Consider the following 23,652-nt stretch of genomic DNA (forward strand, 5'->3'; position numbering starts at 1 on the left):
TGGTTGATGCGGCACCGGAAGAATCTGACGAATTCGAGCAGTCGCCCAGATGCAGAAATGTTAGCAAAAGGTCACATTTCGGCGCAAAAAGAGGCGGAATTTCTCACCAAATCTCGCATTCGACTGGGAGCCCGGACCCCCTTCACGAATCATCCGCACCCTTCCCGCCCCGGGTCGGCAGCCGCTTCGGCATGCCAGCCAGACGGAGGCGATCGACTGGCAAGAAGCACTGGCGGCCAAAGGCTCGGCAGGCGCCCTTAACTGGATATTCGTGATGAACAGAATCTACCGCTCCGTCTGGAGCGAGGCACTCGGGGCCTTCGTGGCTGCCGCGGAAACGACGCGCTCCAGGGGCGCGCGGGGCTCGGTGCGCGGCACACTCGTCGCGGCGGCGGGGGTCACGCTGCTGGCCATGGCAGCCCCGATGCAGGCGCGCGCGGACACCGCGATCGGCCCCGTCAAGATCGACAACTCAGGGGGCGCCGTCTGCACCACGCCGGACCGGCCTACGACGGCCTCGTCGACCTGGACCTGCCAGGTGCCCAACGGCAGCGGCGGCTTCGCCACCATCACCGGCGTTCCCGGCGCCGCCTCGGGGTATCCGGACGTAGCGGCACTGTCGGCCCTGGTGTCCACGAACCTTGGCGCCAACGCGATCCTGATCGGGTCGAAGACCACGTCCGCCTCGGGCAACTCATCCATTGCAATAGGCAACGACGCCGCCGCGACGGGGCTTCGCGCCGTTGCCATCGGCAAGTTCGCCAGCGCCGCGAGCCCGGACACGGTCGCCATCGGCCCGCAGGCGTTCGCCAGCGGGTCAGGCACCACCACGGCCACTGCCATCGGCGCCGGTGCGCGAGCCACCGGACAAGGCGCCATCGCGATTTCCGCCAGCAGCCTCACAAGCGACGGCACTGCGGCCATCTACCCGACCCTGGCCTCCGGCCCGAACTCGACGGCGGTCGGCATCGCCGCCGCCACTGCGGGAAATGCCGCCTCCGCCTTCGGCGTGGCAGCCAATGCCCAAGGCGACTCCAGCACGGCCCTGGGTGACAGCAGCCGCGCTATCGGCGCGCAGGCCGTGGCCATTGGCAAAAGCGCACAAGCCATCGGCATCAACAGCATCAGCATCGGCACCGGCAACACCGTTACCGGCAACAACAGCGGCGCCATCGGCGACCCGAGCATCATCGACGGCGCAAACAGCTACAGCGTTGGCAACAACAACACCATCGGCAGCGGCGCAAGCAACACCTTCGTGCTGGGCAACGGCGTCAACATCCAGGTGGCCAACGCCACGGCGCTGGGCAACGCCACGGGCGTGACGGTCGCGAACGGCGTGGCGCTCGGCAGCGGCTCGCAGGCGACGACCGCGGCGGGCATGGCCGGCTACGCGCCCACGGGCGCCAGCGCCGCCCAGGCGGCGGCCATCAGTACCACTACCAGCACCCTCGGCGCAGTCAGCGTCGGCGGCAACGGCCAGTACAGGCAGATCACCAACCTCGCGGCCGGTACCGTGGACACCGACGCCGTGAACGTGAGCCAGCTGAAGGCGGTGAGCGCGGCGGCGGCGGCAGGCGCCGTGCACTACTACAGCGTCAATTCGACCGACCAGACCACCGGCAGCAACTACGCCAACGACGGCGCTTCGGGCATCGGTTCGATCGCAGCCGGCGCGCGTGCGAGCGCCGCCGGCCAGCAGGCGGTGGCCACGGGCTTCAACGCCAACGCCGCGGGCCAGGGAGCGCTGGCCGTCGGCCTGAACTCCAGCGCAGCCGGCGCGGCCGCGGTCGCGATCGGATCGGGCGCGACCGCCGCCGGAGATTTCACGACGGCCATCGGCCTCAACGCCGGAAGCGGCGCGACCACCAGCAGCGCGGTGTTCATCGGCGATGGCGCCGGCTCCAATTCGTCCGGAGACCATAACTCCTACATCGGCTCGGGCGCCGGCACCCAGGCTTCGGGCAACAACAACAGCGCATTCGGCGCGGTGGCGGGCTCGGTGGTGAACGGCAGCGGCAACACCGCGTTCGGCTTCGCCGCCGGCGAATTCGTCACCGGAGACTCGAACATCGCCTTCGGCAACGCGGCGGCGTGGCAGGTGACCGGCAACCGCAACACGGCCATCGGCAACTACGCCGGCTTCGCCACCACCGGCAGCGACAACTACGCCTCCGGCAGCTACGCCGGCATCGGCACGAACGGAAGCGGCAACGTCGCCATCGGCACCTCGGCGGGCACCGGCTATTCCGTCGATCAGGCCACCGGCGATTTCCTCGACCGCAACGGCAACGTCGTCACCTCCGCGCCGGCGATCGCCACGAGCGAAACCGTGGCAATCGGCAACAGGGCCATCGTCGACGCGGACCGCGGGGTCGCGTTGGGCAGGAATTCGCTCGTCAGCACCGCCGACGGAGTCGCGCTCGGCAGCAACTCGGTTGCGTCCACCGCAGCCGGCGTCGTCGGCTACGACCCGAGCACCGGCACCACCGCGGCGGCCGGCACCAACATCGCCAACACCGCGAGCACGCTGGGCGCCGTGTCTGTCGGCGACGCGGCCAACGGCGTGTACCGCCAGATCACCGGCGTGGCCGCGGGCACGGCGCTTTCCGACGCGGTCAACGTGGCGCAGTTGCAGGCAGTGGCCACCCAGGCCGTGGCCGCGAGCAACAAGTGGATCACCGGCTCGCAGACCACCAGCTACTCGGCGCCGGTCGCCACCGGCAGCGAAAGCACCGCCGTGGGCTCGGGTGCGGTCGTCAACGCCAACAACAGCGTGGCCGTCGGCACCGGTGCAACCGCCACCACCAACAACAGCGTGGCCCTCGGCAACGGCTCCACCACCACCGCCGCGACACCCACGGCCAGCGTCACCATCCAGGGCCAGACCTACAACTTCGCGGGCGCCAACCCCGCGGGCGTGGTCAGCGTGGGCAGCGCGGGCGCCGAGCGCCAGATCCAGAACGTGGCCGCCGGCCAGCTCAGCGCCACCAGCACCGACGCGGTGAACGGCAGCCAGCTCTACGCGACCAACCAGGCGATCAACAACATCCAGACCGGTGGCGGCATCAAGTACTTCCACGCCAACTCGCAGGCGGCCGACTCGCAGGCCGCAGGCGCGGAGAGCGTGGCCATCGGCCCGCAGGCCATCGCGCTGGGCGCGAGTGCCATCGCCACGGGCAACGGCGCGCAGGCCAACGGCGCGGGCAGCATCGCGCTGGGTGCGAATGCCGTCGCCACGAGCAGCAACGGCGTGGCCATCGGCAACGGTGCCACCGCAGATCGGGCCGGCATGAACGGACAGAAGGAACTGTTCTCGAACGTCTCGGTGCTGTCGACGCAGGGCGGCGTGTCGGTGGGCTCCGTCGGCAACGAGCGCCAAATCACCAACGTGGCCGGCGGCACGCAGGCCACCGACGCGGTGAACGTGCGCCAGTTGCAGGCGGTGCAGCAGAGCGCGGTGCGCTACGACACCAACGTGGACGGCACGGTCAACTACAACAGCGTGACGATGGGCAACGGCGGCTCCATGGGGCCGGTGACGGTGCACAACGTGGCGCCCGGCGTGGCGCCCACCGATGCGGTCAACGTGCAGCAGCTGAACCAGGTCAGCGCGGCGAACACGGCCTACACCGACGCGCGCATCAACCAGATGGGCAAGACGATCGACGACGTCGGCAAGAAGGCCTACGCAGGCGTTGCCGCGGCGATGGCGATGGAAAGCGCCCCCTACGTTCCCGGCAAGCTGACCTACGCGGCCGGCATGGGGTACTACGAGCAGCAGGCCGCCATGGGCGTCTCGCTGCGCAAGACCGCCGACAACGGCCGCTGGAGCGTCACCGGCGGCGCATCGGCCACGTCGCGCGGGACTGTCGCCTTCCGCGTCGGCATCGGCGGTGTGTGGGACTGAGCGCGTGCCCTCTTCCAACCGATCGAATCAATCACCTGTGCCAGATATGTCAAAACCAATCATCCCGGCCGTTGTTGCGGCAGTGCTTCTTGCCAGCGCCTCCTGCGGCGCCTTCGCGGCGGAAGAAGGAATCAGGTTTCCCGAACTGAAGGACTCCTATCTCAAGACCGGCGACTTCGTCGGCCCCGACCATGTCCGGCGCGTGAGGCCCGGGCTGAACAAGGACCAGGTCCGGCTGGAGCTGGGCAATCCGCACTTCGGCGAGGGCATCTTCGGCGTGTCGGAATGGGACTATGCGTTCAACTTCCATACCGGCAAGGGCAATGACTACGTCACCTGCCAGATGAAGGTGCGGTTCGCCCGCGTCGAGGGCCAGTACCGCGTGGAAAGCACCCACTGGAAGAACCCCGACTGCGCCCTGCTCGTGCAGCCGCCCGAGGTGGTGCCGGTTGCCGCGTCGCCCACGCTGCTGCCGCCGCAGAAGGTCACGCTGAATGCCGACGGCCTTTTTCGCTTCGACGGCTCCGGACCCGACGACCTGCTGCCCGAAGGTCGCCAGCGCGTGGCGCGCCTGGCTGCCGACATCCAGGCCAACTTCAAGGTGCTGCACTACGTGACCGTCACCGGCTACACCGATCGCCTGGGCACCGACGCCTACAACCAGGCCCTGTCGCAGGCGCGCGCGAACAGCGTGCGCGATCTTCTGGTGCAGGCCGGCATCGACAGAAGCAAGGTGCGCGCATCCGGCATGGGCAAGCGCCAGCCCGTGGTGAGCGACTGCGAAGGCACGCGCGCCACGCCGGAACTCGTGCGATGCCTGCAGCCCAACCGGCGCGTGGAGATCGACGTGGTGGGCGGCAGCTGAAGCGGGCCCAGCCGGGCCGGCGGCTGCACGCTGGTAGTCTGGCGGGTTCTTGGGACACCCTCCGGCAAGACTCCATGTCGCTATCACCCCGGCATCCGTTGCGTAGCCTGCTCGCGCTCATCGCGAGCGCAGCGGGCCTTCTTTTTCTCGTCGCCTGCGACCGCATCGACTCTCCTGCGGCTGCGCAACCCAGCGCGGAAGAAATCGCCATTCGCACAGCGCCTCCCGAACAGGTGTTCCAGGGCACGCTCGCGGGCCGGCCGGTGCACCTGGTCGTTCACGATTGCGAAGTCCTGCGCGTCCAGCAGACTGCGCAAGGCAGGCTCGAATGGAAGAGCGTGCTGGCTCCCGAGCCATATCCGTTCCCGACCGCGTGCGAGCGCCAGTCGCTGAGCTTCGATGCAGGACAGGTCACGGCAAGGCTCGGACGACGTGCCTTCGGCGCGGGCGGCTGCTGCGCCAGCGGCGGCACCTATCGCTCGGCCGATGGCCTTGAATGGAGAAAGCTCTAGCGCGGGAATCTGCGCAAGGGCCCGGATAATCCGGCTCCTTTCATCTCGAGGGGTACGCATGAGAGCCGTCGCACCTGCCATCGCCATGCTCCTGGCCGCCGGCACCGCGTTCGCACAAGGAACGCAGGCCCCATACACAGGCCCCCTCTTCGACACGCACCTGCACTACAACCAGGAAGCCTGGGACGGCAACACGGGCCCCTTCCCGCCCTCCGAGGCGCTCGCGCGCATGAAGCGCAACGACGTCAGGGCGATCATCGCGAACTCGCGCCCCAATGCCGGCACGCAGACGCTGGCGGCGGCGCGCGAGACGCGTGCCGCGGGCGTGACGGTGGTGCCCTTCGTGCGCCTCTATCGCAACCGCGACGACTACACCAACTGGTTCCGCGACGAGACCATCTACGAGATGGTGCAGGCCGAGCTTGCGCGCGGCACCGCGAGCGGACCCTATCGCGGCCTCGGGGAATTTCATCTGTACGACAGCGCCAATGCCAACGGTCCCGTGGCAAAGAAACTGATCGTGCTGGCCGAAAAGGAGAAGCTCGCGGTCCTCGCGCACGTCGACGACGTGGCGGTCGACCTGCTGATGGCGAACGCGCCGTCGAAGGGGCAATCGCTGCGACTGATCTGGGCCCACACGGGCATCGGCGGCACGCCCGTGGAGCGGGTGCAGGCGATGCTGGAGCGCTACCCTCTGCTGATGGGCGAGCTCTCGTACCGGCCGGGACTCACCTGCGAGGGCGGCAGGCTGTGCCCCGAGTGGCGCGCGCTGATCCTCAAGTACCCGGGACGCTTCATGGTCGGCTCCGACACCTGGATCAACCAGCGCTGGAGCGCCTACGACGAAACGATGCACGGCTACCGCGTCTGGCTCGGCGACCTGCCGGACGACGTGGCGCAGCGCATCGCCTGGGGCAACGCAGCCGGACTGTTCGGACTGCGCTGAGCCCGCGGAGCCCTTTCAGCCAGCCAGCGCGGCCGCCGCGATCCGAGCGGCCGACGCGACCACGTCGTTGCGGCCCTTCGCATCCTTCTTCGGGAAGGTCAGGTACACCGACAGCACGATCGGCGCGCCGGTGGGCGGCCACAGCACGCCGACGTCGTTGGTGGAGCCGTAGGAGCCCGAACCGGTCTTGTCGCCCACCTTCCATCCGGCCGGCACGCCCGCGAGGAAGCGCTCGGTGCTCGTGGTGTTGCCCAGCAGCCAGGTGCGCAGCTGGTCGCGCTGTCCGGCACCCAGCGCGTCGCCCAGCACCAGGCGCTGGATGCTGTCGCTCATCGCCGCCGGCGTGGTGGTGTCGCGCGGGTCGCCGGGAATGCTGGTGTTGAGCTCGGGCTCGGTGCGGTCCAGCCTGAAGGTCTGGTCGCCGATGCCGCGCGCGAAGGCGGTGACCGCAGCCGGGCCGCCCAGCACTTGCAGCAACAGGTTGGCGGCGGCGTTGTCGCTGTACTGGATGGTGGCGGCGCACATCGCGGCCACCGTCATGCCGGTGGCGACGTGCTTCTCGGTGATCGGCGAGTGGTCGATCAGGTCGCTCCTGCCGTAGCTCACGTTCTTCGACAGCAGGCTGGCGTCCTTCGTGCTGCGTTCGAGCACGGCCGCCGCCAGCATCAGCTTGAAGGTGCTGCACAGCGGAAAGCGCTCGTGCGCGCGATGCTGGATGCGCACGCCGCTGCCGGTATTGAAGCCGACCACGCCCAGGCGCGCGCCCGCGGCGCTCTCGAGCTCGGCCAGTTGCGCCTCGGCAGAAGGCTGCGACCCTGCGCCGGACCACGCGGTGCACGCGCCTGCTAGCGGCAGGATGGAAGCACCGAGCAGCAGGGTGCGGCGCTGGACTGGAGGGTTCATTTCGTTTTCTCTTTCTTTCTGCGAGTGGATGGAACGAAGCGAATCCTAGGAGCGCCCCTGCGGGCGATCCAGCCTCCGGCGCGCGATTCTCGTCCCGGGTGTATCGGCTGTAACGGATCGATTCGCCCCATTGCTCAACCATACGGTTGAATGTTTCCGGGAATGCGCCTATATTCAACCTCATGGTTGAACTAGAACTTGCAGACGATCGGCTCGATGCCGTGTTCCACGCCCTCGCCGACAGCACGCGGCGCACCATGCTGCAGCTGCTGTCGCACGGCGAGTGCAGCGTGGGCGAACTGGGCGCGCCCTTTCGCATGTCCTTCGCTGGAGCCTCCAAGCACGTGAAGACGCTGGAGCGCGCGGGCCTCGTCTCGCGCACCGTGCAGGGCCGTGCGCATGTCTGCCGACTGGAGCCTTCCGCGCTGGCCATGGCCGACGCATGGCTGCGCTACTACGAAGGCTTCTGGAGCAACCGTCTCGACGCGCTGGAGCAGGAGCTGCGGCGCGATGCGGCATCCCGCAAGAAGTGAGTCTTTCATTTCACATCCCTTCCTCATCCAACCCAAGGAGCAACAGCAAATGACGATCAAGCACAGCCTGGGCAATCAGGTCGAGCCCGGCACCCTGCGCATGGAGCGCACCCTGCCCGCCCCCATCGATCGCGTGTGGGCCTATCTCGTCGACACCGACAAGCGCGCCACTTGGCTGGCAGGCGGTGCGCTGCCGAAGCAGTCCGGCGAGCTCTTCGAGCTTCGCTTCGAGCACACGAAGCTCACGGGCGAAGTGGCGCCCGACCGCTACGCCGAGTGCCGCGAGCCGATCCACCAGAAGTCGCGGCTGTTACGCATGGAGCCGCAGAAGCTGCTGACGATCAGCTGGGACGAAGGAAGCGCCGCGCCGTCGGAAGTCACCTTCGAGCTCACGCCGCAGGGCGACGGCACCCGGCTGGTGCTCACGCACAGGCGCCTTGCCAGCCGCAAGGGAATGCTCAGCGTGGCGAGCGGCTGGCATGCGCATATCGATGTGCTCATCGACGTGCTGGCCGGAAACAAGCCGCAGGGCTTCTGGACGAATCTCGTCGAACTCGGTACGGCATACGAGGCGCAGATCCGCTGAGCCGCGGCTTCCTCCTTTCATATTTCTCTCACGGGGCCTTCGGGCCCCGTTTCTTTTTTCGGACCTCGAAGTTCCGAAGGCTTGTCAAACCGCTGTCACTCGGTGAACGCAATATCCGAGGCATTCAGAGCATTTGTGTGTTTTGTTGCAAATGCACTTGTTTGCACAAGCACATACGGAAACCCAGGCACCTCCGGTTCGCACCGGGGCAGGCATCTCAATACTTCGAGGGAAAACATGACCAGAGGAATGAACGCGCGCCGCACGCGGGCGTGGGGAAGCGCATGCGCGCTGCTGCTTCTCGCGGCCTGCGGAGGCGGTGGTGGGGGCGGCGGCACCAGCCTTCCGCTCATCGGCACTCCGCCGACCAGCGGCGGCAGCAATCCACCGGCCCCGACCGTCAACCAGGGCAAGAGCGGCCCCAAGGCACTGGTCGTGGAAGTCGATGGCCTCACGCATTCGGCGCTTCGCGATGCGATGGCACAGAACAAGGTGCCGGCCCTGCAATCGCTGCGCGTGGCACCGGCCTGGACCGGCGGCGCCAACGGCACGCAGAGCGAGCAGCGCACCACCGACGGCCCCGGCTGGGCCACCTTGCTGACCGGCACCTGGGCACAGCGCCACAACGTGCGCTGGGACACCAGCGACCAGCGCATCGACGTCAAGCTCGCACCCTCGGTCTTCGCTCTCGCAAGACAGAACAACAAGGCGGCGGGCTACAAGACGGCCTCCGTCACTTCGGGCGCGCTGTATCCGCTGCTGCTCTCGAACGAAGCCGGCACGGTGGACAGCGCCATCGACTGCGCGGGCGCAGACGCCTGCGTTACGGACCGCACCTCGCAACTCATCGACGCCGGCTACGACCTGCTGGTGGCGCAATACGGCGCGCCGGCCACGGCTGCGGGCGACGGCCTGAAGAGCGACGCATACCAGCGTTCGATCGCCGACACCGCCACTGGCATCGGCCGGCTGCTCGCACGCATCGCGCAGCGCACCACCAACGATCCGAAGGAAGACTGGCTGGTGATCCTCACCACCGGACACGGCCTCGATGCCTTCGGCAGCGCCACGGGCCTGCAGGACAACAGCAACAAGACCATCTTCATCGCGAGCAACAAGACGCTCGCGGCGCAGCCGGGCGTCGGCGCGGCCGCTCCTGCGGACGCAACGCTGCTCACCCTCGCGGCCGCCACCGACATCGCCCCGACCGTGCTGCGCCACCTGGGCGCACTGCCCGCGGCGGCCGACTATCGCTTCGCCGGACAGGCCCTGCAGGCATCCACCTCGCTGCGCAGCCTCTCGGCGAAGACGGGCGCGGACAAGCGCAGCATCGAACTCTCGTGGACCCTCACCGGCGTCACGACTGCCGCGGTGCAGGTCCTGCGCGACGGCAAGGTCGTGGCCACGTTGCCGGCCGGCACCACTGCCTACACCGACCCCATCGTCGCCGCGAGCGACGGGCTCTACGCCTTCCAGTACACCGTGGTCTCGGGCGAAGCCAGCGTCGCGCTTGCCGCACAGATCGCCTATGTCGCACCGGAAGCCCCCGTCACGCTGGCCCCCACGCTTGCGAACGGGCTCCTCAACTACTACCCGCTCGACACCCTGCCGGGCGTCGACGCGAAGAACGCCTCCACGCTCGCGCCTTGGGCAGCCGACGCCAACGGCGGTTCGGTGGTCGACGACGGCTTCAAGGCTCCGTACAAGGCCAAGGCGCTGCGCGTCGACAGCACGGTGAAGAACGCCAGCGGCATGGCCGGCTACCGCCTCGTGCAGAGCAACGACGTCACCACCAACGCCGCGGTCACGGCCTTCACCATCGGCTTCTGGGTGCGCACGGATGCCACCTGCAGCCAGGGGGTGAGCAACGGCGGCACGGTGATCGGCAACAAGAACTACACCACCGGCGGCAACGCGGGCCTGGCCATCGGCCTCTTCGGCAGCTGCGAGATCCGCTTCAACGTGGGCACGGGCAGCGCGCGCGCCGACAGCAACGGCTACAGCCTGAGCGCGGGCCAGTGGGCCTACGTGGCGATGGTCATCGACAAGGCAGCGCTCACCATGCGCGGCTACGTGATGGACCCGGTGCGCGGCATCCAGACCAACAGCACCGCCATCACCACCGCGCTGGTCGACAAGCTCGGCGGCCTGGGCAACGGCCTTGGCCTCAACGAGGACGGCACCGGCCTGTACTACCAGCGCGAGAGCACCTCGCCGCGCGGCGCCATGGACTTCAACGAGTTCGCGATCTGGAACCGCGCGCTCACGAGCGACGAGCTCAGCAGCATCTTCAAGTCGGGCCAGCCGCTGTCGACGCTGCCCTGACCCCGATCACCTCCTGCTTCAAGACAACAACGCCCCAAGAGGACCCCAACCATGCAAGTTCACCCCCGCTCCTTCGCGCGTCTCGCACCCGCGCTCGTCCTGGCCTGCGTCCTGTCCGCCTGTGGCGGCAGCGGCGGAGGCGGTGGCTTCGTCGGCGGCACGCCGACGCCCCCGACCACGCCCACCACGCCCACGCAACCCGATACCGGCGCCGCGCCCGTGAAGAGCTGCGCACCCTGAACTCAACGCCATGTCCCAGCAAGAGAAAAACAAGCCCATGACGAACTCCCGTCGCAACTTCCTCACCAGCACCGCCACCACCGGTGCCGCTGCCCTCGCGCTCTCGGCCTTTCCGCCCAGCATCCGCCGCGCGCTCGCCATTCCGGCCAACAACGCCACCGGCACCATCAAGGACGTCGAGCACATCGTCATCCTGATGCAGGAGAACCGCTCCTTCGACCAGTACTTCGGCACCCTGATGGGCGTGCGCGGCTTCGGCGACCGCTTCACCATTCCGCTGCCCAAGGGCCTGAACGTGTGGCAGCAAAGCGATGCCAGCGGCAAGCCCATACTGCCCTACCACCTCGACAGCCGCAAAGGCAACGCGCAGCGCGTGAGCGGCACGCCGCACTCGTGGGGCGACGGCCAGAACGCCTGGGACGGCGGCCGCGCCTACCAGTGGCCGCGCTACAAGAACAATGCCTCGATGGGCTACTTCAAGGAAGCTGAAGTCACCTTCCAGTTCGCGCTGGCCAATGCCTTCACGCTGTGCGACGGCTATCACTGCAGCATGCACACGGGCACCAACTCGAACCGCATGTTCCACTGGACCGGCACCAACGGCCCATCGGGCCAGGTCGGCACCGGCGTCGCGGGCGTTGCCTCGGTCGTCAACGAGTGGGACGACATCGGTGCCTCGACAGAAGGCTACGAATGGAAGACCTATCCTGAGCGGCTGCAGGAAGCCAAGGTCAGCTGGTTCATCTACCAGAACATGCCCGACAACTTCACCGACAACCCGCTGGCCGGCTTCAAGCAGTACCGCAAGGCCAACGAAGCCTCGGGCAAGCCGGTGAGCAACGGCGCCGCTTCGCCCGCCTACGACCCGGCGAGCGACGACGCTGGCAACCCGCTCTACAAGGGCATCGCCAACACCATGCCCGACGGCGGCTTCCTCGAGCAGTTCCGCCAGGACATCAAGAACGGCAAGCTGCCGCAGGTGTCGTGGATCGTCGCACCCGCCACCTATTCCGAGCACCCCGGACCGTCGAGCCCCGTGCAGGGCGGCTGGTACATCCAGCAGGCGCTGGACGCACTCACCGCCGCGCCCGACGTGTGGAGCAAGACCGTGCTGCTCATCAACTTCGACGAGAACGACGGCTACTTCGACCACTACCCCTCGCCCGCCGCACCGTCGCTCAACCCCGACGGCACGATGGCCGGCAAGACCACGCTGCCCGAGTCCGACCTCGCCGTGGAGCGCTTCACGCACCCGAAGCCGCCGGGCACCAGCAGCCAGCCCGCGCCCGACGGACGCGTCTACGGCCCCGGCGTGCGCGTGCCGATGTACGTCATCTCGCCCTGGAGCCGCGGCGGCTGGGTCAACTCGCAGGCCTTCGACCACACCTCGGTGCTGCGCTTCATCGAAGCACGTTTCGGCGTGAAGGAAACGAACATCTCGCCGTTCCGCCGCGCGGTGTGCGGCGACCTCACGAGCGCGTTCAACTTCGCCACGCCCAACAGCGAGGCACTGCCCACTCTGTCGGGACGCACGACCAAGGACGCCGCCGACAAGCTGCGCGCCGACCAGCAGGCGCTGGCGCAGGTTGCGCTGCCGCTCGACCCGCAACTGCCCCGCCAGGCCACCGGCACCCGCCCCTCGCGCGCCCTGCCCTACGAGCTGCACGTGAGCGGACGCGCCGACGCCACCGCCGGCCAGATGCGGCTGATCTTCAAGAACAGCGGCAAGGCCGCGGCCGTGTTCCACGTCTACGACAAGCTCAACCTCGACCGCCTGCCGCGCCGCTACATGGTCGAGCCCGGCAAGCAGCTCGACGACACCTGGAACCCCGCGAGCGACAACAGCGGCTTCTACGACCTGTGGGTGCTCGGCCCCAACGGCTTCCACCGCCACTTCAAGGGCGACCTCAACAGGCTTCGCGCCGGCGGCGTGCCCAACCCCGAGGTGCGCGTGTGCTACGACGTCACCAACGGCAACGTCTCGGTGGAAATGCTCAACGGCGGCGGCGGCAACTGCAAGTTCACGGTGCGCGCCAAGGCCTACCGCGACGACGGCCCGTGGAGCGCCACCGTGGCCGGCGGCGCCAAGGCCGAGCAGGCATGGGTGCTCGCGAGCAGCGGCCAGTGGTACGACTTCGCGGTCACCTGCGATGCCGATCCGGCCTTCTATCGCCGCTTTGCAGGCCGCGTCGAGACCGGCAGGCATTCGGTGAGCGATCCGGCGATGGGCCTCGCCGACCTCTGACGATGGCATCCGGCCGGCGCGCTCCGCATCGGGACCGCCGGCCGCCGTCACGATCGCGTGGTCGCGTGATCACGCATTTGCGCGGGCACAATGGCGCGGCTTCCGCGCCTGTTCGGGGCGGCCGTCCCTGCCGACGCCGCCTTTTTCATTTCTTCCCATAGCCGCGTTTCCATGCTCCAAGAAGAACGATTCCTGCGTATCCGCAGCCTGCTGGCCACTTTCTCGCGGCTGAGCGTGGAGCGCATCGTGCAGGACCTTGCCGTATCGCGCGAGACGGTGCGGCGCGACCTGGTCGAACTCGAAGGCCTGGGCGAGCTGCGGCGCGTGCACGGCGGCGCCATCGCGGTCAAGGCCGAGCCCGAGCCCCCGCTCGCTGTACGGCTGGTGGCGCGGCAGCGCGAGAAGCGCGCCATCGCCAAGGCCGCCGTCGCCCTGCTCCAGCCGGGCCAGACCATCTTCATGGACGCGGGCAGCACCATGTCGATCTGCGCGGAAGAGATCGCCACGCTCAGCGGCATGACGGTCATCACCAATTCGCTGAGCATCGCGCTCAAGCTCGCGGGCGCGGGCGAAGGCCGGCTCACCGGCAACCAGACCATCCTGCTGGGCGGGCAGATCGACGTGAAGGCCCAGGCCACCTTCGGCGACACCACGGTGGAGGCCATCCACCGCTACCGCGCCGACATCGCGCTGCTGTCGCCGGTGGGCCTGCACGCCAAGCACGGCGCCATGAGCTTCGAGCACCACGAGGCCACCGTGGCGCGCGCCATGGCCGAGCAGGCGCAGCAACTGGTGCTGCTGGCCGACCACGCCAAGATCGGCCAGGCCAGCCGCGTGACCTACTCGCGCACCGCCGACATCGACGTGGTGATCACCGACGCAAAGGCGCGCGAGCTGCCGGGCCTGCCGGGCCTGCGCAAGGCGTGCGAGCGCGTGATCCTGGCCTGACGCAAAAGGCTCAACCGCCTCGCCGCGAGAAATAGCGGCCGGGCGACTCGCCGAAGGCCTTGCGGAACATCGCGATGAAGTTGCTCGGCGTCGCATAGCCGAGCGCATCGGCAACGCCCGCGACGGACTCGCCGTTCGCCAGCCTCTCCAGCGCCGTCGCAAGCCGCGCCTGCTGGCGCCACTGGATGAAGCTCATGCCCGTCTGCGCGACGAAGTGCCTGCGCGCGCTTCGTGCCGACAGGCCTGCCCATGCCGCAAGCTCGTCGAGCGTTCGCGAGTCTTCCGGATGCTCGATCAGCAGATTGGCCATCGTCACCAGGCGGCGCTCGGTCGGCATCGGCAAGCCGAGCGGCTCGCGCGGGCCGAGCCGGATCTCGTCCAGCAGCACCGCGACCAGTCGCTCCTGCTCGGACTGCAGATGCTCGCTGCCGCTCCAGCTCGCGGCGCGGCGCACCAGTGCGTGCAGCACCTCGCCGACGCCCATCACGCAGGGCTCTTCCGGAAGACCGGTGCCGACGTCGGGCCGCAGCATCACGCCCCAGCCGCTCAGGGCGCCGCTCACGCTCACCTTGTGATCGACGCCGGGCGGAATCCATCCGGCGCGATTCGGCGGCAGCAGCCACGCGCCCCGCGCTGTGCGAACCCGCACCAGTCCGCGATCGATGCAGAAGAGCTGGCCTCGCACGTGGCTGTGCCAGTCGTATTCGCGCGTGCCGAGCCGAAATTCGCTTTCGGGCTCGTCGCTGCCCCAGAACGCGAAAAGCACCGGGCCGTCGGCGCGCTCGCTGAGGTCTGAAGACGCGCTTCCATCCGCCCTCGCTGGAGATGATCGATGTTGGCCGTTTCTCATTGTTTTTCGTCCCGATGAAATTATCAGGCCATGACATCCGGCACTTAGCCTCGAACGAACGGACAAGGAGAAACAACGGATGCAGCAGCAATCACATGTATCGATCATCGGCGCGGGCCTCGGCGGCCTCTGCCTCGCCCAGGGCCTGCGGCGCGCGGGCATTTCTTTCGACGTCTACGAGCGCGATCGGGCTGCCGCGAGCCGCAGCCAGGGGTATCGGATCAGGATCGATGCCGACGGGCAGGAAGCGCTGTCGCGATGCCTGCCGCCGGAGCTTTACGAACTGTTCCGGCAGAGCTGCGGCGGCCGATCCGCCGGCGTGCGGTTTCTGGGCAGCGATCTGGAGCCTGTGCCCGGGCGGCCCGCCGCAAGCTGGCGCACATCGGGTCCGGGCGACGAGCCCTCCAGACCCCACGACCTCAGCGCGAACCGCCAGACGCTGCGGGAGATCCTGATGTGCGGCCTGAAAGACCGCGTGCACTTCGGCAAGGCCTTTCGCCGCTTCGACGCGATCGGCGACAACGATGTGCGCGTCGTCTTCGAGGACGGCGAGGAGACGAGATCGACGCTGCTGGTCGGCGCCGACGGCGCAAATTCGGCCGTGCGCGGACAACTCGCTCCCGAGGCCGAGCCTGTCGACACCGGCGCGGCCTGCATCTACGGCAAGACCATCGCGACCGAGGCACTGCTGGAGCGCCTCGGCACGGGCCTTTGGGCGGGCACCTCCGTGATCTTCGCCGACGGCTTTGCTGTGATCCTGGACCCGATGCTGTTCCCGCAGCCGCTCCCGGCCATGGCGCCAGCCTGCCGACTGGGCCCAGTCGACGACTATCTCTATTGGGCGTTCATCGGCCCCCGCGCAAGGCTGGGGCTCGGTGCGGAGCCATTGCCGGAACAGACCCGTCTACCGGCGCTCGTCGAGACGGTTGTCCGGCAATGGCATCCCCTGCTTCGTACGCTGTTCGCGCACGGAGACCTCCGCACTCTGGCGGTGCTGCCGGTGCGCAGTTCGCCACCGGAGATCGCGACATGGAGCCCCGGTCCCGTGACTTTGCTCGGCGACGCGATCCATGCGATGAGCCCAGCCGGCGGCGTCGGCGCCAACACGGCGCTGCGGGACGCGGCTGCACTCGCCAATGCCATCGCCAGCGAGGGCTGCTCGCGCGCCGCTGTTTCCAGCTACGAGACCGCGATGCGCGCATGGGCCAAGGCCGCCATCACGGCCTCCAACGACGGTGCCCGCAGCCTGTTCGATACCGGCACGTCGAACGCCTCCTGAAGGTACGTCGGCATGCAGCCGCCGGGCTATGCTGCGCGACCACATGCCGCGACACGACACCTCCGCCAAGCCTCTTCTTTCATCCTCGCTCCGTGCAGCACTGCTGTGCGGCGCCCTGTTGCCCGCGCTGGCGCTCGCAGCGCCGGGCTGCCTGGACACCGCCACGCAGATTCCGCCACCCTCGCGCGCGCTCGCCATGGCCACCTTCGCCATGCAGGAGCACGAGGCCTTCGGCGGCCAGGCGATGGATGCCGCAGGCCGCATGACCGAGGCCGGCGACTCCGAAGCGGAGGACACGCGCCGCACGGTGCCCGGCCTCGCGCCCTGGCAGCGAGTGCTGGGCTACTGGAAGGCTGTCGATCCCCGCCTGCCCTCGCAAGTGCGCTTCGGCGCATTGCGCCCGGCCGACCGACATCTGCTGATGCAGGCGCTGAACGAGGCAACGGCCGGGCGGCTGCAAGGCATGGGCGTTGGGCCCGACGAGGGGCTGGATTCGGCGGAGCTGCGCGCCGTTCAGGCCGCGCTGGCACGGGTCGCGGTGATCGACACGCCATGGTCGGCAGCCTTCATCAGCTGGCTGGCGCGGCAGGCCGGCCTGGCGGAAGAGGAATTCGTATTTTCCGAAGCGCATGCCGATTACGCAGGAGCCGCGTGGCAGGCCGGCATCGATGAAGCTTCGGGCCGCGGCACGCGCTATGCAATGCGGGCCTGCGACCTGAGGCGCACCCCGCCGCGCGTCGGCGACCTGGTCTGTCAGGCGCGCGGCACGGGCGCCGGGCTCGACACCTTCGACAAGATCGGCGAGGTGCTGGCCGCACGAGACACCGGTGGCGAGCCGCTGCCCATGCATTGCGACGTGGTGGCGGCGGTGGATGCCACGGGCTTCGACACCGTGGGCGGCAACGTGCTGCAGTCGGTCACGCGGCGCCGGCTCGACTTCGCGCCCGGCACGCGCTGGCTGGACCCGAGCTACCTGCCCGAAGGATGCGCACCGGACACGGCGGGCGCGCCGGGGTGCATCGATCGCCACATGAGCCGGCAGCCCTGGTCGCTGCTGCTGCAGTGGCGCTGAAGGGACGGGTGGCGGTTACTTGTAGTACGCCTCGACCGTGCCCTTGAGCTTGATCAGCAGCGGCTTGCCTTTGCGGTCGAGGGTCTTGCCGGCGGGCACCTTGATCCAGCCTTCGCTGATGCAGTATTCCTCGACGTCGAGGCGGTCCTTGCCGTTGAAGCGGATGCCGATGTCGTGCTCGAACGCGGTCGCCACATGGTGCGGGCTGCGCGGGTCGATGGAGAGATGGTCGGGAAGAGGTGGGCGGGAAGTGGCTTCTGTCATGGCGCGTGATGATAGGGGCTCCCGGAAGCGCCCCTCTTGTCCGTGCCTATCTGCGCTTGCGATGCCGGCGGGCCGGCGGCTTGGGGCCGAAGCCCAGCGCGGCGCGTGCCAAGGCGTCGGCCTCGCCGTTGCGGTGGCGCGGAATCCACTGCACGCGCGCGTCGTCGAAGCTGCCGAGCAGTACCCGGGCCTCGTCGAACAGGCCGGCCAGCCTGACGATCGGCGCGACCGGCTCGGGCCCGGGCGGGCCGAGCTGCTCGACCAGGATGCTGTTGTCGCTGTAGGCCCGCACCGCCGTCGCGCCGCGCTCGCGCAGGTCCTGCAGCGCGAGCGTCAGCGCCCTCAGCTCGGCCTCGTTGTTGCAGCCCGTGGTGTGGGTGGCCTGCGACAGTGTGTGGCGGCTGCCGTCGGGCGCGGTGATGACGGCGCCGACGCCCATGCGGCCCGGATTGGGCATGGCGCTGCCGTCGCAGTAGACGGTCCACGGCAGGCTGCCGGAACCCTGTTCTTCTCCCACGCTCATCCTGGCTTCAGCAGTTGTTGCGCTTGATGCCCGCGAGGTTCTGGCAGGGCCGCTGGCCGGGCGGCGGACCGGAGTCGTGCGCATGCGGCGGCCGCGGCCTGCGGATGGGTCGCACGCCGTCGTAGTACGGATCGGGGCTCAGGATCACGACACCCGGCGGATCGGCCGCCGCCTGCGGCTGTGCCTCGGCCGGGTAGCGCGGAATGATGGCCGGGCCCGAGGGCGGATTGCTCGCGACCTGATTGGGCGGAGAAACCGGCGGTGTGTAGGCCTGCGGCGGCGGGTAGTCGCGACGCGCCGGATCGGCCGGAGGCGACTCGAGGATCGGAACCTGCCGCGACTGCTTGCTCCCCGGCGGGCATGCAACATTCGTGTACGAAATCGCCCCGCTGGCATCGGTGCAGCGCACCACCTCCGCGGCATGCGCGCCGAGCGCCGCGGCGGAGATCGACAGGAAGATGGCCAGGGAACGCATCGCTTGGGTCGGTTGCCAGGAAAAGGTTGGAAACAGGTCGACTGTAGCCCTACCCCGCCCCGCTTGCGAGCCCCCTGCGGCCGGCCCCACTCACGGCGTCGTCATTCCGGCTGGATGCCGGCCGCGCGGATCACCTGCCCCCACTTCTGCGATTCGGCCGCCTGGAACCGGGCCAGCCCCTCGGGCGTGCTGGTGACGGCTTCGCCGCTGGTGGTGGCCTGGTAGGCAACGACGGCGGGCGCCGCCGACACCTTGATCATCATCTCGTTGAGCTTCCGAGTGACGGCCGTCGACGCGCCCGGCGGCAGGTACACGGCCGTCCAGTAGGACATGTCGTAGCCCTTCACGCCGGCCTCTTCCACGGTGGGCAGCGCCGGCACGGCCTCGAGCCGCTTGTTGCCGCTGACGGCCAGCGCGCGCAGCTTGCCGCTTTTCACTTGCGGCAGCGCCGTGGGCGCGTCGGCGAACATGAAGTCGACCTGCCCGCCCAGCAGGTCGGTGATGGCCAGCGGATTGCTCTTGTAGGGCACGTTCACCACGTCGATGCCGGCCATCTGCTTGAGCAACTCGCTCGCCACGCGGCTGGACGAACTGCCGCTGCCGAAATTGAGCTTGCCGGGCGACTTCTTCGCCGCCGCGATGAGATCGGCCACCGACTTGATCGGCGAATCGGCATTCACCAGCAGCAGCATGTGCCCCTTGGACAGCAGCGTGACCGGCGTGAAGTCCTTCACCGGGTCGTAGGGCAGCTTCTTGAACAGGTGCTCGTTGGCCGCGTGCGTGGTGTTGGTGGTCATGAGCACGGTGTAGCCGTCGGGCGTTGCCTTGGCCACGTACTGTGCGGCGATGAAGCCGCTGGCGCCGGCGCGGTTGTCCACGATCACCGGCACCTTGTACTCGGTGCCCAGCGCCTGCGCCATGCTGCGCGCCTGCTGGTCGGTGCCGCTGCCGGCGCCGAAGGGCACGACGATGGTGATGGGCTTGGCGGGGTACGGCTGGGCATGGGCCGCAGCGATGGCCAGCACGGACGCGCAGAGCGCCAGGGCGGCGCGGAGTCGAGAGATCGGAGTCGGCACGGTGTTGTCTCTTTCTGTGGTTTGTTTTCTTTCTTGGGCTCGTCGAAGGGCGGCAGCGATCAGTGGCGAAAGCGCCCCAGCGTGCCGGCCCGCATGAGCTTGCCCGGCAGCGGATGGCCGACGATCTCCTCGGCCGTGCGCGCGCAGCCGATGAGCGCGTCGAGATCCACGCCGGTCTCGATGCCCATCTCCTCGCACATGAAGGCCAGGTCCTCGGTGCAGATGTTGCCGGCCGCCCCGGTGTGGCCCGCGAAAGGGCAGCCGCCCAGGCCGGCGCAGGCGCTGTCGAAGGTGTCGATGCCCATCTGCAGGCCCATGAGCGCATTGGCCATCGCGGTACCGCGCGTGTCGTGCAGGTGCAGGCCCAGCCGCAGATCGGGCCAGCGCTCGCGCACCGCGCCGACCACCGAGGCGATGGCGTTGGGTTGGGCCCAGCCCACGGTGTCGGCCAGCCGCAGGATCGGCAGGCGCAGGTCGAACTCGGCCATCACGTCGAGCATCTGCGCCACGCGCTCCACCACGGTGGCCGGGGCGATCGCGCCTTCGAGATTGCAGCCGAAGGCCGTGGTGACGATGCCGCGCGTCACCGCGATGCCGTGGTCGATGCAGAAGGCCAGCGTCTCGCGTTGCGACTCCCGCAGCGCGTCCAGGCCTTTGCCGTTGTTGCGCACCGAGAAGGCTTCCGATGCGCTGGTGCCGATGGTGCCTTCGATGTCGAGCTGCGTGCGCATCGCGCGCTGCATGCCGCGCAGGTTGAGCCACAGGCCGGTGTAGCGCACGCCTTCACGCTTGCGGATCGCGCGGGCGACCTCCTCGGCGTCGGCCATGCCGGGCACGCGCTCGGGGTTCACGAAGGAGACGCACTGCACCTCCTCCAGCCCGGTTTCGGCCAGCGCCTCGATGAAGCGCACCTTGTCGGCGGATGCGATAGGACCGGCCTCGATCTGGAAGCCCTCGCGCGGGCCCTCCTCGTGCAGATGGACGCGGCGCGGCAGATCAGACATGCGTTCTCCCTTCCTTCGACGGCACGTCGGGCGCGCCGAACTCCGCGTTGTGCTGGCCCAGCCGCGGCGCGACCGAGCGGTGCGACGGGCGCCGGCCGTCGATCGACAGTGGCAGCGCCGTCAGCCTGAAGTCTTCTCCCGGCACGCCCTGCAGCATGCCGAGCGCCTCGACCTGCGGATGCGCGATGGCTTCGGGCAGCGTGTGCACGGGCGCGCAGGGCACGCCGGCCGCGGCGAAGCGCGCGCTCCACTCGTCGCGCGTGCCTGCGCGCAGCAGCGGCCCGATCTGCGCGAGCAGCTCGGCCTTGTGGCGCAGCCGCATGCGGTTGGTGGCAAAGCGCTCGTCGGCGGTCCAGTCGTCGCGGCCGAGCTCGTGCGCGAACTTGGCGAAGAGGCGGTCGTTGCCGCAGCACACGAGCAGCGGCGCGTCGGCGGTGTCGAAAGCCTCGTAGGGCACGAAGCCGGGGTGGCCGGAGCGGTGACGATCGGGCTGGCGCCCCTCGTTGGCGTAGGCGTCGGACTTCTGGCCGGTCCAGACCAGCGCCGTCTCGAGCAGCGAGGCGCTCACCACGCCGCCTTTGCCGGTGACGTGGCGCCGCTGCAGCAGCGCCAGCGCGCCGATCACCGCCCACATGCCGGTTCCCTGGTCGCACACCGAGGCACCGGTTCGCATGGGCGGGTCGTCCGGCCCGCCGTTGATGCTCGACAGGCCGCTGAAGGCCTGGATCAGCGGCTCATAGCCCGGCTGCATGGCGAGCGGGCCGGCATGGCCGAAGGCGGAAATGCCGCAGTAGACGAGGCGCGGATGGCGCGCGCACAGCGATGGCCCGTCGATGCCCATCGACTCGGTGACGCCCGGTCGCAGGTTATGGATGAGGATGTCGGCCTCGCCCGCCAGCCGTTCGAACACCGCCATGCCCTCGGCGCTCTTGAGGTCGATGGCCACCGACTTCTTGCCACGGTTGAACACGTGGAAGTTGAGCGCGTCGCCGTGCCGGAACGCCGGCCCCATGTGGCGCGCGTCGTCGCCGCCCTCGATGCGCTCGAGCTTGACCACGTCGGCCCCCAGGTCCGCGAGGATGGCGCCGGCGAACGGGCCGGCCAGCACCTGTCCGAGTTCGAGCACCCGGATGCCTTCCAGAATTCCTTGCATGTCTCGTGCCCCGCACGGGGGTTGTCTCCGTTGTAGATGGCTCGAAGTCTGGCCCCCGCTCACTGATCTGGGAAGACGAATGTTTCTATATCTGTGATAACTTGAGCGGATCAATCCGGAAGGAAGCGGGAAGGAAGTGCCTTGCGAGTCGACATCACGCTGCAGCAGCTGGAGGCCTTCGCCGAGGTCGCGAAGACTTCGAACTTCCGCGCCGCAGCATTGGCGCTGCACGTGTCGCAGCCGGCGCTGAGCCGCACCATCCGCATCGTCGAAGACCTGGCCGGCGCGCGGCTCTTCGACCGCGACACGCGGCATGTCGAGCTCACGCCCGCCGGACGCGAACTGCTGCCGATCGCGCTGCGCATCCTGGAGAACTTCAACAGCTCGTTCAGCGAGCTGTCGCAGTTCCTCGAGGGGCGCAGCGGGCACCTGACCATCGCGGCGCTGCCGTCGACCGGCGTGGCGCTGCTGCCCAATGCGATCGCCGAGTTCCGCCGCAGCCATCCGCAGGTGGCGTTCTCGTTCGTCGAGGGGCCGGCGGAGCTGGTGCGCTCCGCGGTGGACGAGGGCAAGGCCGACTTCGGCATCAGCGTGCGCCCCGGGCCGCAGGAGCCGATGCTCTACCGCCACCTGATCGACGACCCGTTCATGCTGCTGTGCCGGCGCGACGATCCGCTCGCGTCGCGGGCCTCGGTCGCGTGGTCGGTGTTCGCGACGCGGCCCTTCATTGCCAGCGGGTTCCGCAGCAGCATCCGCCCGATCACCGACGCGGCCTTCCTGCAGCGCGGGCTGCAGGTGGTGCCGGCGCTGGAGTACCCGAGCGTCGCGGCCGCCGGCGCGCTGGTCGCGGCGGGACTGGGCATCACCGCCCTGCCCCGGCTGGCGCTGCAGCTCGCGCACAACGACGATCTGGTGACGGTGCCGCTGCAGCGGCCGGTCATGTCGCGGCCCATCGGGCTGGTGATGCGGGCGGGGCGCTCGCCCTCGCCGGTGAGCCGGGCCTTCATGGACCTGCTGCACAGCCGGGAAGCCGTCCGCTGAAACCGAGCTTTCGCTCTGCGGCATGATCGCGGCATGGACATTCGCCGACCGCATCCCCTCGTCATCGTCAAGCTGGGAAGTACCTTCGAAGCCCTGCGTGCGCAGCAGGGCGACTTCGAGCACTGGATCGCCGACGGGCTCGGCACGCACGCGCTGCCCCTGCTGGTGGTCGATCCGCGCCGGGGCGACGCCCTGCCCGACGCGGCCGAGGTTTCGGGCGTGGTGGTCACCGGCTCGCACGCGATGGTGTCGCACCGCGAGCCCTGGAGCGAAACCACGGCCGCATGGCTTGCGCAGCTCGTCGCGCGCGACACGCCCGTGCTGGGCATCTGCTACGGCCACCAGCTGCTCGCGCACGCCCTGGGCGGCGAAGCCGGCGACCATCCGCAGGGCGCGGAAGTCGGCACCGTGACCGTCACGCTGAAGGAAGCCGCCGCCGCCGATGCGCTGCTGCAAGGCCTGCCCGCGCAGTTCCCGGCCCATGCGGTGCACTGGCAAAGCGCGCTGCGCCTGCCCGAAGGCGCCGTGCTGCTGGCAGGCAACGAACACGAGCCGGTGCATGCCTTCCGTGTGGGCGAGCACGCCTGGGGCGTGCAGTTCCACCCCGAATTCGACGCCGGCGCCATGCGCGGCTACATCGAAATGCTGACCGGCGAACTCGCCTCCATGGGCGCCGACCCGGCCGCGATGCGCGATCGCGTCGTCGACACCGACGCGGCGGCCAGCGTGCTCGGGCGTTTCGCGCGGATCGTCGAGACGCACCACGGCGCCTGAGCGCCCTCCCTCCCGCCTCCCCTGAAATCCGTCCGACAGGCGCGCCGCGCGCGTCGGACCGCGACTACAGGCTACGCTTGCCGCTTCGGTTAAGGTGCGGTCCATTGGCCGCCCGCCAGTTCTTTTTC

The 23,652-nt window shown here is 69.0% G+C and carries 22 protein-coding genes; 14 read left to right on the forward strand and 8 right to left on the reverse strand.

Annotation, left to right across the window (positions count from 1 at the left end):
• Positions 1–274: 274 nt before the first annotated feature.
• From SFB74_RS19620 to SFB74_RS19635, 4 genes are all read left to right on the forward strand, one after another.
• On the forward strand, positions 275–3,910 hold the full coding sequence (locus SFB74_RS19620) for an ESPR-type extended signal peptide-containing protein (RefSeq protein ID WP_432725929.1): 3,636 nt from the start codon (positions 275–277) through the stop codon (positions 3,908–3,910).
• A 46-nt stretch (positions 3,911–3,956) separates the two neighbouring features.
• Complete coding sequence (locus tag SFB74_RS19625) at positions 3,957–4,775, forward strand: OmpA family protein (protein WP_432725930.1); 819 nt, start codon at positions 3,957–3,959, stop codon at positions 4,773–4,775.
• Positions 4,776–4,849: 74 nt separating this feature from the next.
• Positions 4,850–5,287: a hypothetical protein gene (locus SFB74_RS19630; RefSeq protein WP_432725931.1), complete on the forward strand. Its 438-nt coding sequence runs from the start codon at positions 4,850–4,852 to the stop codon at positions 5,285–5,287.
• Positions 5,288–5,345: 58 nt separating this feature from the next.
• Complete coding sequence (locus SFB74_RS19635; protein ID WP_432725932.1) at positions 5,346–6,233, forward strand: amidohydrolase; 888 nt, start codon at positions 5,346–5,348, stop codon at positions 6,231–6,233.
• 15 nt (positions 6,234–6,248) lie between these two features.
• Here SFB74_RS19635 and bla read toward each other — a convergent pair whose 3' ends face one another.
• A complete protein-coding gene (bla, locus tag SFB74_RS19640; protein ID WP_432725933.1) occupies positions 6,249–7,136 on the reverse strand; it encodes a class A beta-lactamase in 888 nt (295 codons plus the stop codon).
• Between the two features lie 182 nt (positions 7,137–7,318).
• Between bla and SFB74_RS19645 the strand changes: the two genes are divergently transcribed.
• The 6 genes from SFB74_RS19645 to SFB74_RS19670 all read left to right on the forward strand — a co-directional run bounded on the left by SFB74_RS19645 (position 7,319) and on the right by SFB74_RS19670 (position 14,013).
• Positions 7,319–7,669 (forward strand): ArsR/SmtB family transcription factor, encoded by a 351-nt coding sequence (locus tag SFB74_RS19645; protein WP_432725934.1) that lies wholly within the window; start codon positions 7,319–7,321, stop codon positions 7,667–7,669.
• Positions 7,670–7,718: 49 nt separating this feature from the next.
• A complete protein-coding gene (locus tag SFB74_RS19650) occupies positions 7,719–8,255 on the forward strand; it encodes an SRPBCC family protein (RefSeq protein WP_432725936.1) in 537 nt (178 codons plus the stop codon).
• A 237-nt stretch (positions 8,256–8,492) separates the two neighbouring features.
• Complete coding sequence (locus tag SFB74_RS19655; RefSeq protein ID WP_432725937.1) at positions 8,493–10,580, forward strand: LamG-like jellyroll fold domain-containing protein; 2,088 nt, start codon at positions 8,493–8,495, stop codon at positions 10,578–10,580.
• A gap of 51 nt (positions 10,581–10,631) precedes the next feature.
• Positions 10,632–10,820 (forward strand): hypothetical protein, encoded by a 189-nt coding sequence (locus SFB74_RS19660; protein ID WP_432725938.1) that lies wholly within the window; start codon positions 10,632–10,634, stop codon positions 10,818–10,820.
• 37 nt (positions 10,821–10,857) lie between these two features.
• A complete protein-coding gene (locus tag SFB74_RS19665) occupies positions 10,858–13,065 on the forward strand; it encodes a phosphocholine-specific phospholipase C (protein WP_432725939.1) in 2,208 nt (735 codons plus the stop codon).
• A gap of 171 nt (positions 13,066–13,236) precedes the next feature.
• Entirely contained in the window at positions 13,237–14,013 is a 777-nt protein-coding gene (locus SFB74_RS19670) for a DeoR/GlpR family DNA-binding transcription regulator (RefSeq protein ID WP_432725940.1), read from the forward strand.
• A 10-nt stretch (positions 14,014–14,023) separates the two neighbouring features.
• Here the strand turns inward: SFB74_RS19670 and SFB74_RS19675 are convergent, their stop codons facing one another.
• Positions 14,024–14,779, reverse strand: a complete 756-nt coding sequence (locus tag SFB74_RS19675) for an AraC family transcriptional regulator (RefSeq protein WP_432725941.1) — start codon at positions 14,777–14,779, stop codon at positions 14,024–14,026.
• 163 nt (positions 14,780–14,942) lie between these two features.
• Here SFB74_RS19675 and SFB74_RS19680 point away from each other — a divergent pair, with 163 nt between their 5' ends.
• Entirely contained in the window at positions 14,943–16,142 is a 1,200-nt protein-coding gene (locus SFB74_RS19680; RefSeq protein ID WP_432725942.1) for an FAD-dependent oxidoreductase, read from the forward strand.
• Between the two features lie 43 nt (positions 16,143–16,185).
• Entirely contained in the window at positions 16,186–17,214 is a 1,029-nt protein-coding gene (locus tag SFB74_RS19685) for a DUF2272 domain-containing protein (protein ID WP_432725943.1), read from the forward strand.
• A gap of 15 nt (positions 17,215–17,229) precedes the next feature.
• On the opposite strand, the gene SFB74_RS19690 is transcribed toward SFB74_RS19685, so the two are convergent.
• The 6 genes from SFB74_RS19690 to SFB74_RS19715 all read right to left on the reverse strand — a co-directional run bounded on the left by SFB74_RS19690 (position 17,230) and on the right by SFB74_RS19715 (position 21,709).
• The gene (locus SFB74_RS19690) at positions 17,230–17,478 is read right to left on the reverse strand and encodes a DUF3297 family protein (protein WP_432725945.1); all 249 of its coding nucleotides are present in this window, start codon (positions 17,476–17,478) and stop codon (positions 17,230–17,232) included.
• 46 nt (positions 17,479–17,524) lie between these two features.
• On the reverse strand, positions 17,525–18,001 hold the full coding sequence (locus SFB74_RS19695) for a ribonuclease HI family protein (protein ID WP_432725946.1): 477 nt from the start codon (positions 17,999–18,001) through the stop codon (positions 17,525–17,527).
• 7 nt (positions 18,002–18,008) lie between these two features.
• Positions 18,009–18,476: a hypothetical protein gene (locus SFB74_RS19700; protein ID WP_432725947.1), complete on the reverse strand. Its 468-nt coding sequence runs from the start codon at positions 18,474–18,476 to the stop codon at positions 18,009–18,011.
• Positions 18,477–18,577: 101 nt separating this feature from the next.
• Positions 18,578–19,552, reverse strand: coding sequence for a Bug family tripartite tricarboxylate transporter substrate binding protein (locus tag SFB74_RS19705; protein WP_432725948.1), 975 nt, complete (start codon positions 19,550–19,552; stop codon positions 18,578–18,580).
• A gap of 59 nt (positions 19,553–19,611) precedes the next feature.
• Positions 19,612–20,556: a hydroxymethylglutaryl-CoA lyase gene (locus SFB74_RS19710; protein WP_432725949.1), complete on the reverse strand. Its 945-nt coding sequence runs from the start codon at positions 20,554–20,556 to the stop codon at positions 19,612–19,614.
• Complete coding sequence (locus SFB74_RS19715; RefSeq protein ID WP_432725950.1) at positions 20,549–21,709, reverse strand: CaiB/BaiF CoA transferase family protein; 1,161 nt, start codon at positions 21,707–21,709, stop codon at positions 20,549–20,551. The genes SFB74_RS19710 and SFB74_RS19715 overlap by 8 nt, the downstream gene beginning before the upstream one ends.
• A gap of 141 nt (positions 21,710–21,850) precedes the next feature.
• Here SFB74_RS19715 and SFB74_RS19720 point away from each other — a divergent pair, with 141 nt between their 5' ends.
• Both SFB74_RS19720 and SFB74_RS19725 read left to right on the forward strand, forming a co-directional pair.
• Positions 21,851–22,750 carry a LysR family transcriptional regulator gene (locus SFB74_RS19720; protein ID WP_432725952.1) on the forward strand — a complete coding sequence of 300 codons (900 nt, stop codon included), beginning with the start codon at positions 21,851–21,853 and terminating at the stop codon, positions 22,748–22,750.
• A 33-nt stretch (positions 22,751–22,783) separates the two neighbouring features.
• Positions 22,784–23,524, forward strand: coding sequence for a glutamine amidotransferase (locus SFB74_RS19725; RefSeq protein ID WP_432725953.1), 741 nt, complete (start codon positions 22,784–22,786; stop codon positions 23,522–23,524).
• Positions 23,525–23,652 lie beyond the last annotated feature (128 nt).

This window comes from Variovorax xiamenensis (assembly GCF_050916385.1).
Lineage (GTDB): Bacteria > Pseudomonadota > Gammaproteobacteria > Burkholderiales > Burkholderiaceae_C > Variovorax.

What these genes read in the sequence shown, in the direction of transcription:
- SFB74_RS19695 (WP_432725946.1), bottom strand. Translation starts at nt 18,001, where the DNA reads ATGAGCGTGGGAGAAGAACAGGGTTCCGGCAGCCTGCCGTGGACCGTC.
- SFB74_RS19625 (WP_432725930.1), top strand. Translation starts at nt 3,957, where the DNA reads ATGTCAAAACCAATCATCCCGGCCGTTGTTGCGGCAGTGCTTCTTGCC.
- SFB74_RS19630 (WP_432725931.1), top strand. Translation starts at nt 4,850, where the DNA reads ATGTCGCTATCACCCCGGCATCCGTTGCGTAGCCTGCTCGCGCTCATC.
- SFB74_RS19620 (WP_432725929.1), top strand. Translation starts at nt 275, where the DNA reads ATGAACAGAATCTACCGCTCCGTCTGGAGCGAGGCACTCGGGGCCTTC.
- SFB74_RS19690 (WP_432725945.1), bottom strand. Translation starts at nt 17,478, where the DNA reads ATGACAGAAGCCACTTCCCGCCCACCTCTTCCCGACCATCTCTCCATC.
- SFB74_RS19655 (WP_432725937.1), top strand. Translation starts at nt 8,493, where the DNA reads ATGACCAGAGGAATGAACGCGCGCCGCACGCGGGCGTGGGGAAGCGCA.
- SFB74_RS19665 (WP_432725939.1), top strand. Translation starts at nt 10,858, where the DNA reads ATGACGAACTCCCGTCGCAACTTCCTCACCAGCACCGCCACCACCGGT.
- bla (WP_432725933.1), bottom strand. Translation starts at nt 7,136, where the DNA reads ATGAACCCTCCAGTCCAGCGCCGCACCCTGCTGCTCGGTGCTTCCATC.
- SFB74_RS19670 (WP_432725940.1), top strand. Translation starts at nt 13,237, where the DNA reads ATGCTCCAAGAAGAACGATTCCTGCGTATCCGCAGCCTGCTGGCCACT.
- SFB74_RS19710 (WP_432725949.1), bottom strand. Translation starts at nt 20,556, where the DNA reads ATGTCTGATCTGCCGCGCCGCGTCCATCTGCACGAGGAGGGCCCGCGC.
- SFB74_RS19715 (WP_432725950.1), bottom strand. Translation starts at nt 21,709, where the DNA reads ATGCAAGGAATTCTGGAAGGCATCCGGGTGCTCGAACTCGGACAGGTG.
- SFB74_RS19645 (WP_432725934.1), top strand. Translation starts at nt 7,319, where the DNA reads ATGGTTGAACTAGAACTTGCAGACGATCGGCTCGATGCCGTGTTCCAC.
- SFB74_RS19660 (WP_432725938.1), top strand. Translation starts at nt 10,632, where the DNA reads ATGCAAGTTCACCCCCGCTCCTTCGCGCGTCTCGCACCCGCGCTCGTC.
- SFB74_RS19635 (WP_432725932.1), top strand. Translation starts at nt 5,346, where the DNA reads ATGAGAGCCGTCGCACCTGCCATCGCCATGCTCCTGGCCGCCGGCACC.
- SFB74_RS19680 (WP_432725942.1), top strand. Translation starts at nt 14,943, where the DNA reads ATGCAGCAGCAATCACATGTATCGATCATCGGCGCGGGCCTCGGCGGC.
- SFB74_RS19725 (WP_432725953.1), top strand. Translation starts at nt 22,784, where the DNA reads ATGGACATTCGCCGACCGCATCCCCTCGTCATCGTCAAGCTGGGAAGT.
- SFB74_RS19685 (WP_432725943.1), top strand. Translation starts at nt 16,186, where the DNA reads ATGCCGCGACACGACACCTCCGCCAAGCCTCTTCTTTCATCCTCGCTC.
- SFB74_RS19650 (WP_432725936.1), top strand. Translation starts at nt 7,719, where the DNA reads ATGACGATCAAGCACAGCCTGGGCAATCAGGTCGAGCCCGGCACCCTG.
- SFB74_RS19700 (WP_432725947.1), bottom strand. Translation starts at nt 18,476, where the DNA reads ATGCGTTCCCTGGCCATCTTCCTGTCGATCTCCGCCGCGGCGCTCGGC.